Annotated in this window: 17 protein-coding genes and 1 pseudogene; 9 read left to right on the forward strand and 9 right to left on the reverse strand. The window is 69.2% G+C overall.

What is annotated here, in order from left to right:
* Positions 1 to 77: 77 nt before the first annotated feature.
* Entirely contained in the window at positions 78 to 677 is a 600-nt protein-coding gene (locus AB0K00_RS19300; RefSeq protein ID WP_363522493.1) for a nitroreductase family protein, read from the forward strand.
* Here the strand turns inward: AB0K00_RS19300 and AB0K00_RS19305 are convergent.
* Positions 661 to 2205, reverse strand: a complete 1545-nt coding sequence (locus AB0K00_RS19305; RefSeq protein WP_363522495.1) for an NAD(P)-binding domain-containing protein — start codon at positions 2203 to 2205, stop codon at positions 661 to 663. The two genes, AB0K00_RS19300 and AB0K00_RS19305, sit on opposite strands and share 17 nt — an antisense overlap.
* Before the next feature lie 426 nt (positions 2206 to 2631).
* Here AB0K00_RS19305 and AB0K00_RS19310 point away from each other — a divergent pair, with 426 nt between their 5' ends.
* On the forward strand, positions 2632 to 2841 hold the full coding sequence (locus AB0K00_RS19310; protein ID WP_363522497.1) for a hypothetical protein: 210 nt from the start codon (positions 2632 to 2634) through the stop codon (positions 2839 to 2841).
* 12 nt (positions 2842 to 2853) lie between these two features.
* On the opposite strand, the gene AB0K00_RS19315 is transcribed toward AB0K00_RS19310, so the two are convergent.
* Together AB0K00_RS19315 and AB0K00_RS19320 are read right to left on the reverse strand one after the other, a co-directional pair.
* Positions 2854 to 3123, reverse strand: a complete 270-nt coding sequence (locus AB0K00_RS19315; protein ID WP_363522498.1) for a hypothetical protein — start codon at positions 3121 to 3123, stop codon at positions 2854 to 2856.
* A 1120-nt stretch (positions 3124 to 4243) separates the two neighbouring features.
* On the reverse strand, positions 4244 to 4462 hold the full coding sequence (locus AB0K00_RS19320) for a three-helix bundle dimerization domain-containing protein (RefSeq protein ID WP_363522500.1): 219 nt from the start codon (positions 4460 to 4462) through the stop codon (positions 4244 to 4246).
* Positions 4463 to 4718: 256 nt separating this feature from the next.
* Between AB0K00_RS19320 and AB0K00_RS19325 the strand changes: the two genes are divergently transcribed.
* Together AB0K00_RS19325 and AB0K00_RS19330 are read left to right on the forward strand one after the other, a co-directional pair.
* Positions 4719 to 5357: a hypothetical protein gene (locus AB0K00_RS19325; RefSeq protein WP_363522502.1), complete on the forward strand. Its 639-nt coding sequence runs from the start codon at positions 4719 to 4721 to the stop codon at positions 5355 to 5357.
* Positions 5358 to 5663: 306 nt separating this feature from the next.
* Positions 5664 to 6083, forward strand: coding sequence for a sigma factor-like helix-turn-helix DNA-binding protein (locus AB0K00_RS19330; protein ID WP_363522789.1), 420 nt, complete (start codon positions 5664 to 5666; stop codon positions 6081 to 6083).
* Here AB0K00_RS19330 and AB0K00_RS19335 read toward each other — a convergent pair.
* From AB0K00_RS19335 to AB0K00_RS19345, 3 genes are all read right to left on the reverse strand, one after another.
* Positions 6010 to 6471: a cyclic nucleotide-binding domain-containing protein gene (locus AB0K00_RS19335; protein ID WP_363522504.1), complete on the reverse strand. Its 462-nt coding sequence runs from the start codon at positions 6469 to 6471 to the stop codon at positions 6010 to 6012. The genes AB0K00_RS19330 and AB0K00_RS19335 overlap by 74 nt on opposite strands.
* A 322-nt stretch (positions 6472 to 6793) precedes the next feature.
* Positions 6794 to 7651, reverse strand: a complete 858-nt coding sequence (locus tag AB0K00_RS19340; RefSeq protein ID WP_363522505.1) for a universal stress protein — start codon at positions 7649 to 7651, stop codon at positions 6794 to 6796.
* A 124-nt stretch (positions 7652 to 7775) separates the two neighbouring features.
* Positions 7776 to 8639, reverse strand: a complete 864-nt coding sequence (locus tag AB0K00_RS19345) for a universal stress protein (RefSeq protein WP_363522506.1) — start codon at positions 8637 to 8639, stop codon at positions 7776 to 7778.
* Positions 8640 to 9138: 499 nt separating this feature from the next.
* Between AB0K00_RS19345 and AB0K00_RS19350 the strand changes: the two genes are divergently transcribed.
* From AB0K00_RS19350 to AB0K00_RS19365, 4 genes are all read left to right on the forward strand, one after another.
* On the forward strand, positions 9139 to 9456 hold the full coding sequence (locus AB0K00_RS19350) for an HPF/RaiA family ribosome-associated protein (RefSeq protein WP_363522507.1): 318 nt from the start codon (positions 9139 to 9141) through the stop codon (positions 9454 to 9456).
* Between the two features lie 112 nt (positions 9457 to 9568).
* Positions 9569 to 10345, forward strand: a complete 777-nt coding sequence (locus AB0K00_RS19355; protein ID WP_363522509.1) for a sigma 54 modulation/S30EA ribosomal C-terminal domain-containing protein — start codon at positions 9569 to 9571, stop codon at positions 10343 to 10345.
* A 352-nt stretch (positions 10346 to 10697) separates the two neighbouring features.
* Positions 10698 to 11105, forward strand: coding sequence for an SHOCT domain-containing protein (locus AB0K00_RS19360; protein WP_363522511.1), 408 nt, complete (start codon positions 10698 to 10700; stop codon positions 11103 to 11105).
* 56 nt (positions 11106 to 11161) lie between these two features.
* The gene (locus AB0K00_RS19365) at positions 11162 to 12139 is read left to right on the forward strand and encodes a YihY/virulence factor BrkB family protein (protein ID WP_363522512.1); all 978 of its coding nucleotides are present in this window, start codon (positions 11162 to 11164) and stop codon (positions 12137 to 12139) included.
* Between the two features lie 234 nt (positions 12140 to 12373).
* Here the strand turns inward: AB0K00_RS19365 and AB0K00_RS19370 are convergent, their stop codons facing one another.
* The 3 genes and pseudogenes from AB0K00_RS19370 to AB0K00_RS19380 form a co-directional block, all read right to left on the reverse strand.
* Positions 12374 to 12676: a hypothetical protein gene (locus AB0K00_RS19370; RefSeq protein WP_363522514.1), complete on the reverse strand. Its 303-nt coding sequence runs from the start codon at positions 12674 to 12676 to the stop codon at positions 12374 to 12376.
* 140 nt (positions 12677 to 12816) lie between these two features.
* Positions 12817 to 13494, reverse strand: a pseudogene (locus AB0K00_RS19375) (PEP/pyruvate-binding domain-containing protein); the annotation flags it as partial.
* Positions 13475 to 13939 carry a hypothetical protein gene (locus AB0K00_RS19380; RefSeq protein WP_363522515.1) on the reverse strand — a complete coding sequence of 155 codons (465 nt, stop codon included), beginning with the start codon at positions 13937 to 13939 and terminating at the stop codon, positions 13475 to 13477. The gene AB0K00_RS19380 and the pseudogene AB0K00_RS19375, both read right to left, overlap by 20 nt.
* A 197-nt stretch (positions 13940 to 14136) precedes the next feature.
* Here AB0K00_RS19380 and AB0K00_RS19385 point away from each other — a divergent pair, with 197 nt between their 5' ends.
* On the forward strand, positions 14137 to 14832 hold the full coding sequence (locus AB0K00_RS19385; RefSeq protein ID WP_363522517.1) for a CBS domain-containing protein: 696 nt from the start codon (positions 14137 to 14139) through the stop codon (positions 14830 to 14832).
* Positions 14833 to 14885 lie beyond the last annotated feature (53 nt).

The following is a 14885-nucleotide window of genomic DNA, read 5'->3' on the forward strand; positions in this document are numbered from 1 at the left end:
GGGAAGGCCAACAGGTGAGCCAGGCAGACCTGCGATCCACGGTTCCGGTTCGGCACGACCGCAGAGCTCCGGCGGACATGGTGCGCGAGGCGGAGGCGTTCGCGGAGCGGATGGCGCAGCGGCGCTCCGTGCGTGACTTCTCCGCGGAACCCATTCCCGCCGGACTGCTCGAGGCCGCGATCCGGGCCGCCTCGACCGCTCCCAGCGGCGCCAACGTCCAGCCGTGGCGGTTCGTCGTGCTGAGCGACCCGGAGCGCAAACGTCGGCTGCGTGAGGCGGCGGAAGCCGAGGAGCACGCGTTCTACGAGCGCCGTGCCTCGCAGGAATGGCTGGATGCGATCTCTGGGCTCGGCACCGACTGGCGTAAGCCGTTCCTGGAGACCGCACCCGCCGTCATCGTCGTGTTCGAGGTGCACCACGGGCCGCACAGCCCGAAACCCTATTACGTCAAGGAGTCTGTCGGCATCGCGGTCGGACTGCTGATCACCGCGCTGCACCACGCCGGGCTGGTCACGCTGACACACACGCCCAGCCCGATGCGCTTCCTCAACGAGGTCTGCGAGCGCCCACCGGAAGAACGCCCATACGTGGTGATGCCTGTCGGGTATCCCGCGCAGGACGCCCGGGTACCCGACCTTGCCCGCAAACCCCTCGACGAGGTCATGATCCGTTGGTGAGGTCCCTCTCCAGGAACTCGGTCAGCGGTGCGACATGCCGCTCCGGTCGACGCCACTCGGCCAGCAAGTCCTCCAGCAGATGGTGCTCTACAACCATGTGCTCGCCACGGTACCGGCGGATCACCGGATGGATGAAGGCACTCTCGCGGGCCCGGTCCGGCGTGGGATGACGCTCGATCGCGAAGACGTCGCCGTAGTCGTCGCGTCCCCACCGCAACGCGAGTGTGTACCAGTGCGTGGCAGCCGCGAACCGCTGCACGGCGTAGTCCTCCGGCAGGTCCTCGAAATGATGGAAGTCGCCGGTGTCGTCGTCGCGGACGAAGACGTCGCAAAGGTACTCGAACTGGGTCCACAGCGCCGAGCTCCAGTTGACCCGGTCGAGCATCAACTTGGTCAGCGACACCGCCTCCGCCTGTGCCACAGTGAAGGGCAGTGGCGTTCCCTCGTAACGCTCTCGCAGGATGCGGGTGAACGTCCGCAAGTTGTACCGGAAGCCGTCGATGAACGGCGACGAGGCGTGCTTGACGTCACGGGCCTGGGCGACGGTACCGGCGAAGTACAGGTCGTCAACGTTGTTGGACTGCCAGTCGGGGCGCAGCCCGGGCATTCGTCCGTCCCTGATCATCTCCGGCCGTGACGTGTCGTCGAAGATGCTGGTGTCCATCCGGAAGCCGGTGCAGCGCAACACCGTATTGTAGTAGAGCACTGCGGTCTCGCCCTCGGCATGCGTGTACGTGATCCGCACCTCGAACCGCCCGTCGACGGACCGGATCTCATCGATCGTGCAGTCCAATACCGAATGCAGAGTCTTGAACTGGTAGCTGTCGAGGACCGCGCCGTACTGGCCGCGCACGTCCCCAGGGTGCTTGGTGTTCCACGCCAAGCGCAGCGGCTGCCGGCTTGCCAGGTGAACCATCGATGCCCGGCCAAGGATCGCCGACGCGGTCTCGAACGCGGAGTTGCCCTTGCCGATGATCAGCACCCGCTGGTCGTCGTACACCTTCGGGTCGATCTCCATGTCCTCGTACCCGACGGCGTGTGCGATGCCCTTAATGGCCGGCACGAACGGATGCCCCCATCCGGTCGCGACCACAAGGCATGCGGCGCGTACCTCACCCCGGTCGGTGCGCAGCACGAAACCGTCACCAGTCCGCGTGATTTGCTGCACGTTCGTGTCGTAGCGGATGTTGAGTCCGTGCGCGCGCTGAAACTCGGCGAGGTAGCGCACCAGGTCATCGGCCGCCGGTAGGTACTCGTCGCTGAACTTCGTGAACAGCAGCTCGGGATCGTCGTTGAGCAGGGTGTTCCAGTCCCAGCGCAGGCGAATCTCCGGATCGGTGCTGTCCGTGTGCACCTTATTGAGCGAGATGAGCCGCCGGTGGCGTGGAAACCGCCGGAAGAACCCGCCCGGCGCATCGCCTCTCTCGAGCGTCAGGTAATCGGCGTCGTGCTGCTGCAGATAGTAGCTTAGTTGGACACCGGCGGGTCCCGCCCCGACGATGACGTACCTGTGCTCGCTGTTGGCCATCCCGCGCCCTTCGACGTAGAGGAATTTCCCTCGACACCTTGGAATGGATAGCGGCACATGTCAATGTCGATCAAAGCATTGTGCATAGAAAATATGGGCATCAATCACCATGAGTGGAGCGATGATCTCGCTCAACGGTCGAATCGGCCGATCCGGCCGAATCCGTTGATGGCGATCCGGTATGTCATGGCGTCCTCCTGGTGCCCCGGGCCGTGGGACCGCAGCGGCCCCGTCCGCCTCACCATCACCCTTGCGCTGCCCGCGTGCATGGGCCAAATGTCACCTGACGGCAGGGCTACCGGGCCCGGCCGCCGTGACGGTGCCGCCGGCCATGCTGAATAGGACCTCCGTCCCTGCCCGCAGCGCCGGTTTCCGGGGACCGTGGCGGGTAGCAGACGATGCGGAACACTCGAGGAGCGCGCGACGGTGGCCATCCACTACGCCGACGGCCGTGCCGCGGTGCGGTCCGGCGCGATCAGCCGTTCGCTGACACAGGCCACGTTCGCCGCGCTCAGCGCCCCGTCCGTTCTGGGTACCCAGCCGTGGCGCTGGCGCATCAACGAGGACCGGATCGGGTTGCACGCCGATTGGGCCCGGCAGGTGGCTCGAGACAGCGCTGCGCGGCGCCGATCCTGATCGCCCCGGACGTCACTGCCGCAGTTTCGGTACGTCCAGAGGATGTTCGGCCGCGTCCTGCGCCGCGAGCGCGGCCATGCTCGCGTGGTAGGCCGCCCGTTCGAGGCTGCCGTCCATCAACCGCCGTGCCGCGTCGCTCTCGCGGCCGGCCAGCCTCCGGCTCATTGGAACGGCTTCCTGCGGACGCATCCGTCGCCCCACGGCCGGCGCCAGGACGGCCGCCATGCCGTACACGGCGAAGACCACGCCGAAGACGATCATTCCTGTCGTCATGTTGCTCACCTCCGATACACCAGCTGTCATCACCGTGTCGTGAGAGGCGGCCGAGTGGCCAGTGCCGGAAGTCCTGTTCTGTGGCGTGAGAACCGACTGCCCGAACCTGGTACCGGCCGGCGGACGTCGGGTACTACGGCCAGTGCCCAGCCGAGGTATGTGGAACGGCTCGCCGGTTCACGCGGCGGGCGACGGCTCGTACCGCTCATCCGTGAGGGCGGCCGGGCCGACACGTGGGACCTGCTGCGGGAGGGTTACGTCGACGTGACCGCCCGGATTGCCGGTCGCGGTGACGTGGTGGACACCGTCGGTTCCGGCCAGGCGCTCGGCTGGTCATGCCTTAACGGGCGTTGCCGCCACACCCGTCAGGATGCCGAACGCTGGATCGGGTGGATCCGGTTGGGCCGAGAGATCACCCGGACACCGCAGCGGGCCGTCAGCCGGCTGCGGTCAGCTGACGTACAGCCGCGGCGGCAGCTCGTCCTTGTGCTTCTCGAGCAGCCGCTCCGCGACAGGAACCGCTGCCGTATGGCGCAGCGCGTGGCGGAGTGTCGTCACGCGACCACGTAGATAGAGTTTCATCGAATTCACCTCCTCCAGCGTCACAATGCGCCGGGCATGAGGCGAATGCCAGGGCCGAAGGTACTGTCGCGTCGGCCGCTTACCAGGCAAAAGGTTCGATGTGCTCGGTGACGTTCACGACGTCTCGACGGAGCCACCAGCAGGAAGCTCTCGATGTTCTGGACGGCGAACTGGGCGCGGTCATAGCGGTGCCTGTTGCGATCGGATCAGCGGTAAGAGGCCATGGCCCTGGTCTTCAACGACCGGCCGCGTGACAGTGCGGGTAGGACCCGTCTCTGCACCGGCAGGGTGTCATGATCGCCAATCGCCACTCAGTGATCGCGGGCGTCGATGGACCGCCCGCCAGTTCAGACGTGGCCCGCTGGGCTGCCGACGAGGTCGAACCGGACGACATCGTGGTCGTCGAGCGGATACCCCCGAATCATGTGTCCAGTGTTCTCCGGAACCAGCCCGCGAGGGCGCGCCGAACGTGCTGGGATGCCCAGCCCTTCGGCGCTGACCCGGCGGGCCGGCGCAGTGGACCGCCGGCTCGCTGACCCGTGCCGGCCTACTCCTGCGGTTCATCGAGGATGTGACGAGCGTCCCGCTCGATGAGTACCGGGACGAACGCGTACACCTCGGCGGTCGCGTACAGGTCGGTCACCTGGGCGACGGTCTGCCGGACCACGTCGACGTCGTGGCGCCCGGTGTACCGCAGGATCAACCGTTGCGTCGCGTGTTCGATGGCGTGCATCTCGACCCTGGTCTTGGCCTCGGCGGCGAACATGGTCCCGGTCCCTTCAGCAGTGGTGTCGGTGCAATGCAGACGCTCGTCGCTCGATGCCCGCCGCGACAGGGTCCTTCTACCCGCCACACCGGGACGGCCGCCTCGTCTTCACCGCACCGTCTCGCCGGAGGTCCCGTGACGGAGGGGACGGAGGTCCCGTCGACAAGGGTGATTGTCCTCTGCGGCGTGGCCGTGCCGGTGCCTGACGCTGTTGGCATCACAACGTCACACCACCAGAAGCCCCGGAGGGCACGCCATGAAGCGCAAGACGCTCGACATCCTCGTCGGTTTCGGCCTGGTCGTCCTCGCCGGGCTGCTGCTGGTCGCCGGCATCGTGCTGACCAGCAACGCCAACTTCGCCAACGACTACGTCAAGGACCAGCTCGGCCAGCAGCAGATCACGTTCAAGACCGCCGGCACCATGACCGCCGAGGAGAAGGAGTCGGCGTGCCTGGTGCGGTACGCGGGGCAGCAGCTGACGACCGGCAAGCAGGCGGAGTGCTACGCCAACGAGTTCATCGGGCTGCATCTGAAGTCGATCGCGGGTGGTAAGACGTACGCGCAGCTCGGCGACGTGCAGACGGACCTGAAGGCGAAGATCGCCGCGCTGCCCAAGGACGACCCGGCGGTGGCGGGCCTGCAGCAGCAGCTCGCCGACGCCACCACCGCGCGGGAGACCGTGTTCAAGGGCGAGACGCTGCGCGGGCTGCTGCTCACCTCGTACGGTTTCAGCGAGTTCGGCGTGAAGGCCGGCCAGGCCGCCGTCGTCGCGTACGGCGCCGCCGGTCTCCTGCTCCTGCTCGGCGCCGCCGGACTCATCCACGCCGCCGCGACCCCCGGCAGCAAGGGCTTCGCCGTCCCGGACGCCACTGACAGGAAGCTCGTCAACGCCTGACCCACTTCCACACCTGACCACCCTGACCCGGGCCTCCCAGTGAGTGCCCGGGTCGAGTGCGCCGGTGCACCTCGCCGCGCATCGCGTGTCGCTGCACCACCACGGTGACGCCGTTCAACGGACTCGGGCAGGGCCGGCCGGGGGCGGGACTTCCGATACACGGGTCGGTAACCCGCCGACCGCAACGGAACGGCTGTTGCGCGCGCAGCCTGCTGCCGGCCGGTCATCCCGACCGGGACCTCCTGCGAGCGCGGGTCATCGAAAACAACCTACCGCCAGCCGACCATCCGGGAGTTGCTCCTCGCCATGCGGCCGCGGTCAGCGACCTCACCCAGATCCACGGCCGGACACCGACCTCAGCCGAGCTCGCCGATCACGTCCACGCTCAGGTCGCTTGTCGCGGAGCTGACGTCGCGTCAGCGGCGCATGCTGATGATGCGGTTCTCCGACGAGGTGAGTCAGGCGCGCATCGCCGCCGAGGCCCGCCTCTCACAGATGCACGTTGGGAGGCTGTTGCGGCAGACCCTCGCACAACTGCGCACGGGCCCGCTCGAGGCAGCCACGCTGCGAGAACTGCGGCGTCGCGGTCGGGCAGCACGCCGGCGCATGACCGCCTCACCCATCCGGGCACCTTGCGGCTGCCGGCATGCGTTCAGGCCGTGTCCCCGTACAGGTCGAGCATCCGCATCCGGGTCGCCTGCATGCGCTCGACGACCACCTGGATGAGCCGTCTGGTCAGCTCGTAGCCGAGCTCCGGTTCCGCGGCGCACAGCGAACGGATGCCCGCACCGTCGAAGCTGATCGCGAGAACGGCAGTGTCCGCCGTGGCGCCGAAGTGCCAGCGGTACGGCGGGAACAACCAAGACCAGCCGAGCACCTGTCCGGGGCCGATGGTCTCCACAACCACGTTGCCCCGGCCGGGCAGACGCGTGTCGAGGCTGACCAGCCCGTCACGGATGAGCCAGAACCGTTCAGCCCGGCCGCCCTCGCTGAAGATCCGGGTGCCGGGATGGAACGTGACGCGGTGGGAGTAATGCGCCATGCGATCCAGGAACCGGTCCGGCACACCGTCCATGAACGGATGCGCGACGAGCAGGTCGTGTGCGGTGATCATGACTTCACCTCCGCCTGTGCAATGGTGCCTGCATCCAGCCAACACGCCCTGGTGTGGGCACGTCCAGCGTCGAACGACCCTGCTGGGCCGGGACTTACGACCCCGCGCCGTCCGGGGCCGGGGCCACCGGGCCGCCACGCGGGCGATCAGCCAGCCGACCCGCTTGACCTGTGTCTCGAAGGAGCTCTCCTCGCGGCCCACGCGCTGGTTCTCGGGGATCCCTGGTGGCAGACGGTCTGCCGGTGCCCGCGGATGCCGTGCTGGTCATCTGCCGTACGCCGTTCCGCGCTGTGGACGGCGGCGTCCTGCCGCAGTACCGGGATCAGGTGGACCTCGGCGCGTGGACGATCAGCACCGGACACTCGGCGTGGTGCATGAGTTGCTGGCCGACGGAGCCCAGGAGCAGACCGGCGAAGCCGCCGTGTCCTCGGCTGCCCACGACGACCAGCTGAGCGGTGTGGGAGTGGCCGACGAGGGCCTGTGCGGTCCGGCCGTTCACGAGCCGGGTTTCGAGCGTGACGGAGGGGTACTTCTCCCTCCACCCGGTCACCGAGGCGTCCAGCATCTGTCGCTCGGAGGCCTCGATCACGCTGTAGGGCAGCGCGGTGACTGCCGGCGGCACGTAGGCACGGACGGCCACCACACGGGCGCCACGCAGCCTCGCGGCCTCGAACGCGAGACCCAGTGCGGCGTCGGAACTGGGGGAGCCGTCGACGCCGACGACGACCGGGCCGTCGGTCGCGTCGTGGCGTCCGCGCACCACGACGACCGGGGCGTGGGCGTGCGTGGCGACCTGCTGACTGACCGAGCCGACGAGCAGGTTGGTGATCCCGCCGCCGCCGCGGTTGCCGACCACGAGCAGGTCAGCTCCCGCGTCACCGAGGCCGATCAGCGCCGATGCGGGCGCCTCGTGGACCGCGGTGCCGACGACGGTGATAGCGGTGCCGCGGCGGCGGACGCGCTCGACGATCTCGGCGACGAGACTGTCGCCGCGTGCCTGTGCTTCGGCGGTCATGTCCCCGACCGGTTCGCTGTACTCCGCGCCCGGCCAGGCGAGCTGGTAGGCGTAGACGACGTGCAGCCGGGACCTCGTCCGCTCGGCCTCGTCCGCGGCCCAGTCGACGGCCTCGCGGGCCTCGATCGATCCGTCGTATCCGACGACGATCCGCAGTGCGTCCATCACATCCTCCTCGGGGCATCCAGGTTCAGGGTGCGGCGGTGCCCTTTGGCCGGCCAGGGTCGGAGGCTCGTCACCGGCGGGACGTTCGGCCCGCCCGTGACGGGCAACGGGTCGGCGGGAGTCGTCAGGCGCCACGCAGCACGAGAACGGGGCAGTCGGACCGTTGCAACAGGTGATGCGTGACCGGATCGAGCGCAGGCCCGATGGCACTGCCGCGCCCGTGACCGTCCAGCACGACCAGTTGTGCGCTGCGCGACGCCGCCACGAGGATGTCCGCGGGGTTGCCGCCGGCCAGCTCCACCTCCACCGGCACCGTCGGATACCGCTCCTGCACACGGGCGACGGCGTCGGTCACGTCGACTGCGACGAGGGCCCGCAGCGCACCGGCGGGCCCGGCCGGCACCGGGATCCCGGCGCGCGCCCGCAGTGCGTCCGTCGGCACGGTCCGTACGGCGACGAGCCCACACCCGCGGCGGTACGCCTCCTCGAATCCGGTCGTGAGCACGCGGTCGCTCGACGGTGTGCCGTCGATGGCGGCGACCACCGGGCCGATGGCGGTGTGTGCGCGGCCCCGGACGACGACGACCGGGCAGGAGGACTCGGTGGCGATCTGCAGACCGACCGAACCCAGCAGCGCGGACGCGAGCGCTCCCCGGCCGTGCGAACCGACGACGAGCAGCGCCGCCGTCTTCGCCTCGGTGAGCAGCGCATCGGTCGGTAAGCCGAGGACCATGCGACCGCGGACGTCAACGGCCGGTTGCACACCGCGCGCATCGGCGACCGCCACGGCCAGCACGGCACCGGCCTGCTCGCGGGCGGGTGCGTCCAGCCGGACGGTTGGCACGCCCGGACCCAGCAGGTGCCAGTGGTAGACGCAGACGATCCGCAGTCGCGCCCCGCACCGGTCCGCCTGGGTCGCCGCCCAGCGGACCGCGGACGTGCCGGCGGCCGAGCCGTCGGTGCCGACGACGATGTCGATGTCTCGCATCGATGCTCCTTCAGATGCGGTCCCTGCCGCTGCTTCGGTTCTCGAGTGGCTGCCGCAGCGCGACGGGTGCCGGCGGGCTGTCAATGGCTGGTGATGAATACCGGTGTGTCGGCGCGTTCGGCGCCGGACCGCGCGGTGACGAACGCGCCGACACGGGCATCCTGCGCCGAAGCCGGCTTCGACGACCGGGCCGCGCTCGGCGCGGCCGCAGTGCTCGCCGTCGCCGCAGGAGGTGAGGCCGACTACCCGGCCAGGATGCGCCGCAATGTACAGCGGGGCCAGAGCCGAAGGTCCTGGCCGTCAGGCGGACCACCGCGAGTCCCGCCTGACCAGATGCTGCGGGCTGGGCGATCAGCCAGACCGGAGCCGGACGACGACCGCGGCCGGGACCTTGGTCCCGCCGTACCGGACAACGGACCCTGGAGGCGATCCGGCACGAAGAGATCAAATGACCTCAGGCGGTTGGCTCTCCGCCCGTGGACGAGGGAAGGACGAGATGATGTCCCGCACGCACGACGAGGTCGAAGTCCAGGTCCAGCTGCAGACGGGAATGGAGCCGCAGTTGCTGCGGTATGCCCAGGAGAAGATCACCACGGTGCTCGGGCACACAGGACGCCCGGTGCTCTACGCCAGGGTGCGGCTCGACCGGATCGCGAACCCTGCCGCCAGCCGCCCGGTGACCGCTCGTGCCGAGATCGACCTCAACGGTCGGATCCTGCACGCCGAGGCGAACGCCAACACCCCCTACGAGGCCGTCGACCTGCTGCAGGACCGGCTGGAGGCCAGACTGGAGCACGAAAGGACCGGCCATCGGTGATGTAGCGCGACCGGAGCACTCCCGGGGGCCTGTCCGCTTCGGGACCTTCGGCACCGTGCGGTCCGACGACGGCTGGTGACACTGTCCGGGTCCCGACCCAGGAGGTGTACCGGTGCCGGAGCTCGACCTGTTGCGGATCGCGCCCGCGGGCGACGTGGACGTGCGTAGCCGCGGCCCGATCGGCCACGATGAACGGCAGTGCGCGCGGGCGATGGTCGCGGCCGTCGTCGCCCGTCATCATCTGGCCGGCGGCGCGCGGGTGCGGTTGACCGGTGGCCACCATCCTGGCGGTCCACTCGTGGTGCAGGTGAACCTCCGCGTGCGCGGGGCACCGGCCCGGATCCAGGTCGTCGGCCCGAACCCGGCCGCGGCCTTCTCGGCCGCAGCGGTGCGGCTGGACCGTCAGGTCAGGCGGCTGTCGACGGCCTGGGAGCCGTGGCCGTGGCCCGACCCGGAGCGGCGGGCCCTGGCGATCCCGGGCCGGGATCAGATCACCCGCCGCAAGACGGTGCCGCTGCGCCCGCGCAGGACCTGCCAGGCCGCCTCGACCCTCGCCGCGATGGACTACGACGTCCACCTGCTCACCGACGTGGACACCGGCGAGGACGCAGTGGTGTACCGCGCCGGCCCGACCGGGCTGCGGGTCGCCCGGCAGCACAGCATGCGTCCGGCCTTGACCTTCGGAACACCGGTACCGACAGTGAACTCGCGGCGCATTCCGGTCCTCACGCCGGAATCAGCGGCCAGCCACCTCGCGGAATTCTGGTTGCCGTTTCTGTTCTTCACCGACCAGGACACCGGCCGCGGTCGTCTCCTCTACCGTCGCTACGACGGCGGTGTCGGCCTGCTCAGCCCGGCTGGCGGTCTTGAGCGTGCGCCGAGCGGATGACGCCCTGATCGGTCGGTCCCGCCCCTCGTCACGGTCGGCGGCAGCGTCACCGTCGGCGGCCAGAACCTCGCAACGGTGGATCCGACCGCGCCCGGAGCCGGGCACGGCTCCACCCGCCGTCCGACTCTCGCCGACCGAGGCTCGGGCACCCAACGTCACCCGGACTCATGCGAACAGGTCCGACGGTACGGCGGCAGGTGGCGTCGAGCAGTGGGCTTGCCTCGTTTCATCCTCCGGGAAGGATGACTCTCGGCTACCGGCGGTCGACACTGATCCCGTCAGGATCCGGCGAGCTGGTATGCCCTGGCGCCGATGTTGCAGTGCTTGTGCAGCCCGGAGGAAGGTGATTGCTGTGTCGTTCGGTGACATAGTGTTGTCCACGGTGTGGTTCATGCTGGTGTTCGCGTGGATCTGGCTGATGATCAGCATTCTGAACGACCTCTTCCGCGATCCGGCCGTGAACGGCTGGGGCAAGGCCGCGTGGACGGTGTTCCTCATCGTCTTCCCGTGGCTCGGTGCCCTGGTCTACCTCATCGCGCGGGGCAAGTCGATGAATGAACGCGCGGCGGTGCGTGCACAGCGCCAGGAGGCCCAAGTCCGCAGTTACGTCCGCGACGTTGCCGGAGCGCCGAGCACGGCCGACGAGCTCGCAAAGCTCGCCGACCTGCAACAGCGCGGTGTCTTGAGTCGACCGGAGTACGACCGCGCCAAGGCCACGGTGCTGGCGTCGAACGGGGCTGACGCGCGATCGCGCGGCTGATGCCGCCCTGGGCCTCAGCCGGGCGTGACGCTGGGGCGACAGGGTAGATGGTCGCCGTGTTCGCGTGGTTGGATCGTCACCAGCGCCGACACACCTGGCTGGGATTCCCGCTGGCGGTGGTCTACAAGTTCTTCGACGACCGTGGTCCATATCTTGCCGCGATGGTGACCTATTACGGCTTCATCTCGCTGTTCCCGCTGACACTGCTGTTCCTCACTGCCCTGGGCTTCTTCCTGGAGGCCAACCCCGGTCTGCACCAGCAACTGGTGCAGACAGCGGTGGGGGACCTGCCGGGCATCGGGCCAGAGTTGCAGCGCAACGTCAGCGAGTTGCAGGGCAGCGGCATGCGCCTGGTCCTCAGCGTCCTCGGTGCACTGTACGGCGGACTGGGGGCGATGCAGGCCGCGCAGGCCGGGTTCAATCACATCTACGGCATCCCACGCAACGAACAGCCCAACCCGATCCGGTCCCGGCTGCGCAGCCTCGGGCTGCTGCTGATGCTCGGCAGCGCGGTGCTGCTGTCGGCGGCGGCCGCGACGTTCCTGGCCTTTGCCAACGAGATCACCGGCCGGTCCGGGCCCGGACTGCAGCTGCTCGGCTATCTGTTGACGTTCGTGATCAATGCCGGCCTGTTCACCGCGGCGATGCAGCTGCTGACCGCCCCGACGCTGCGTGTGCGCCAGGTCATCGCCGGCGGGTTGATCGCCGCGACCTTCTGGATGGCAATGCAGACCGTAGGCGCTCGATACATCGCCGCCCAGCTCAGTCACGCGAGCGCGCTCTACGGCACATTCGGACTCGTTCTCGCCGCACTCGCCTGGATATACCTGCAAGCGCTCGTGCTGATGCTCTGCGCCGAGATCAACATGATCGCGAACCACCGCCTGTGGCCCCGGGCACTGCTCACCCCGTTCACCGACGACGTCGAACTGACCGAGGCCGACCGACGCATCTACACGACGTTCGCGGTCGCGCAGCGATTCAAGGGCTTCGAGACGGTGCGGGTCGACTTCGGCCGGCCATCGCAACGATAGGCGACGGTGGTCGGAGCGGCGGCGCTGATGCGGTGTGGCGCCCGCGATTCAGCAGCGGGCTGCGTCCCGTGTCCGAGCTGGACCGCACCTACATCATCGTCCTCCGTCAGGAACTCCAACTGATCTGAGGTCCTGCTGGCGCTGTCGGATGTTGGCGGTGATCGGGGTTGGTCGCGGCAGCCATGTCGGTCCCCTCACCGCGGCGCGGGCCGGTCGCAATGCCCCGGCCGGGCGTCACATCTTGGACTTCGGTATGTCAAACGGGTGCTCGATCGCGTCCTGCGCGGCCATCGCGGCCATCGCGGCCCGGTACGAGGCCCGATCCAGCGAGCCGGCCAGGAGCCGTCGCGCCGCGTCGCTCTCGGCGCGGCCACGCCTACGCTCATCACCAGCGGCGAGCCATCTGGCGATGCGCGGGTGGTACCGCTTGCCCGACGGCTCACCGGCCCGGATGGCCAGGACGTGCATGGCGATCAGCGCAAGATAGACGGTCGCGATGATCGTGGCCACGAGCATCACTGCCACCACCGGACTCATCCCTCTCCATCGTGCGTCCAAACGGCCTACTGCCAACATAGGCACAGAGACGTTGGCTCAGGAGGGCAGAAGGTCACGACCTCTGCGTGCCGTCGGTCCTGGTGGGCAGCGCTCTGCCCGGGCGGGCGATCAGCACGGGGCTCCTGCCGGCGGTACAGCACGGCACGTTCGGCGTTCCAGGAGCTGAAGACCGCTCGGATCGACTGGTCGAGCTGTTCGCGCGGGTCCTGGGGGAACGGCCGCCCGGTGTGCGCGGTGAAGATCTCCTTATAGGTTCCGACGAGCGCGCGCAGGTCCGCCGCGTCCAGTCCGAGGTCGTCGGTGGTGCCCCTGGCCGCCTTGGCCGCGTCGAGTGCCCGGTCGAAGCGTTCGCCGGGGACTTCGCAGACGGTCTTGCCGAACATCTGGATCAGCCGGCGGTAGGAGTCCCAGGCGAAGCGGTCGTCGCCGCCGGTCTGTTCGATGAGACCGGTGACGGTCGCGTCGGTCAGCCCGACGTTGAGGATGGTCTCCATCATGCCCGGCATCGAGAACTTCGCCCCCGACCGCACCGAGACCAGCAGCGGGTCGGCCGTGTCGCCGAGCCGGCGGCCGGCCTGCTGCTCGAGGCGCTCGAGGTGCAGGCTGATCTCGTCGGCGAGGCCGAACGGCTCGTCGCCGGTGCGCAGGTACGCGCGGCAGGCGTCGGTGGTGACCGTGAAACCGGGCGGTACGGGCAAACCGAGGTTCGCCATCTCGGCGAGGTTGCCGCCCTTGCCGCCGAGCAGGTCCTTGAGCTCCTTGCTGCCCTCGGCGAAGTCATACACGTACTTGGTCACGGCCGGCCTCCTTCGGCGCGGTACGAGCCGCCGGCACCGGCTGGCACTGGCGGGTGGTGATGGTGCCCCGTACGCAGCCCAGGTCGTCGACGACGACCGCGACGTCCACACCGGCGGCAGCGAGCGTCTGTGCCGCCCGCGCCACGGTCCAGGTGTCGCGCACCGCGGTGGCGGCGGTCATGAGGTCGCCGGCGACGGCCTGCTGCTGCCGCGCCCTGCGACGGCGGTGCCGCCGTGTGCCTGCGACCCGTGTGCCGCCGGCGGAACCGAACAGGTCCGGGTGATCGGCGGTGTCGACCGTGCCGAGCAGCCGGCCGACGTCGTCGACGACAGAGACGCCCGCCACCCGGCTGCCCTCGACGAGGTCGACCAGGTGTTGCAGTCCGGCGCGCTCGTCGATGGTGACCGCGCCCGCGGTCATCCGGGCCGCCACGGTCAGCGTCACGGTGCACCTCCAAGGGCTCCGACTCGACGCTAGGCACGGTTCCCGGCCGCTGGCAGGGCCGATGGACCCGCGTCGGCGGGCCGGTCGAACGTCACCCGCGGAGGTGTCCTTGTGCCCTGCTGCGTGCGTCCGGCGTGGCCATACGGTCGGGTCACGAAACAGCGACGAGTCGTAGGACGTGAAGAAGGAGGCAGGCCATGGGCCGCTGGAACGTCGCCGACGTGATGACGATCGGCGCGATATCGGTGCAGGAGGACACGCCGTTCAAAGAGATCGTCGACCTCCTGGAGGCGCACGAGATCAACGCGGTGCCGGTCGTCGACGGGTTCGACCGGGTCGTCGGCGTCGTGTCGTCGGCCGACCTCGTGCCGAAGATCGAGTTCGCCGGTGACGACGACCACCTCCGGGTGTTCGAGAACCGGCACACCCGGCAGGCGCGCGGTAAGGCGCACGCGACCGCGGCCGGCGAACTCATGAACGCCCCGGCCGTCACGGTCATGAGCACCACGTCCGTGGTCGCGGCCGCGCGGATCATGGAGACCGACGAGCTCAAGCGCCTGCCGGTCGTGGACGACATGGGACGGCTGATCGGCATGGTGACCCGCAGGGATCTGTTGAAGGTGTTCCTGCGCACCGACGACGAGATCCGCCGGGAGATTCTCGACGAGGCGGTCGACGGCCTGGTCGGCGTCGAGCTGTCCCAGCTGCGGGTCGAGGTCGACGACGGTGTCGTCACCCTGCTGGGCGAGGTGGACCGCGGCACGCTCGTGCCGGCGCTGGTCCGCCAGATCGAGCGCATCGACGGGGTCGTCGACGTCGTCAGCCACCTGTCGTTCGAGGTGAACGACACCGGCGAGCAGCCGAAGGGCTACCAGGCGCCGGTCATGTTCTGACCGGTGCACCAGGAACGAGCTCCGGCCGTGCCGGGCAAGGCTTGAAGCGCAGC

The sequence above is a fragment of the Dactylosporangium sp. NPDC049525 genome (assembly GCF_040676755.1).
Taxonomy (GTDB): domain Bacteria; phylum Actinomycetota; class Actinomycetes; order Mycobacteriales; family Micromonosporaceae; genus Dactylosporangium.

Bases quoted from the DNA above. Each gene is read 5' to 3' on its own strand.
- AB0K00_RS19300 (WP_363522493.1), top strand. From the start codon at position 78: ATGGTGCGCGAGGCGGAGGCGTTCGCGGAGCGGATGGCGCAGCGGCGC.
- AB0K00_RS19345 (WP_363522506.1), bottom strand. From the start codon at position 8,639: ATGCGAGACATCGACATCGTCGTCGGCACCGACGGCTCGGCCGCCGGC.
- AB0K00_RS19385 (WP_363522517.1), top strand. From the start codon at position 14,137: ATGGGCCGCTGGAACGTCGCCGACGTGATGACGATCGGCGCGATATCG.
- AB0K00_RS19305 (WP_363522495.1), bottom strand. From the start codon at position 2,205: ATGGCCAACAGCGAGCACAGGTACGTCATCGTCGGGGCGGGACCCGCC.
- AB0K00_RS19340 (WP_363522505.1), bottom strand. From the start codon at position 7,651: ATGGACGCACTGCGGATCGTCGTCGGATACGACGGATCGATCGAGGCC.
- AB0K00_RS19335 (WP_363522504.1), bottom strand. From the start codon at position 6,471: ATGATCACCGCACACGACCTGCTCGTCGCGCATCCGTTCATGGACGGT.
- AB0K00_RS19320 (WP_363522500.1), bottom strand. From the start codon at position 4,462: ATGTTCGCCGCCGAGGCCAAGACCAGGGTCGAGATGCACGCCATCGAA.
- AB0K00_RS19330 (WP_363522789.1), top strand. From the start codon at position 5,664: ATGCGGCCGCGGTCAGCGACCTCACCCAGATCCACGGCCGGACACCGA.
- AB0K00_RS19325 (WP_363522502.1), top strand. From the start codon at position 4,719: ATGAAGCGCAAGACGCTCGACATCCTCGTCGGTTTCGGCCTGGTCGTC.
- AB0K00_RS19370 (WP_363522514.1), bottom strand. From the start codon at position 12,676: ATGAGTCCGGTGGTGGCAGTGATGCTCGTGGCCACGATCATCGCGACC.
- AB0K00_RS19350 (WP_363522507.1), top strand. From the start codon at position 9,139: ATGTCCCGCACGCACGACGAGGTCGAAGTCCAGGTCCAGCTGCAGACG.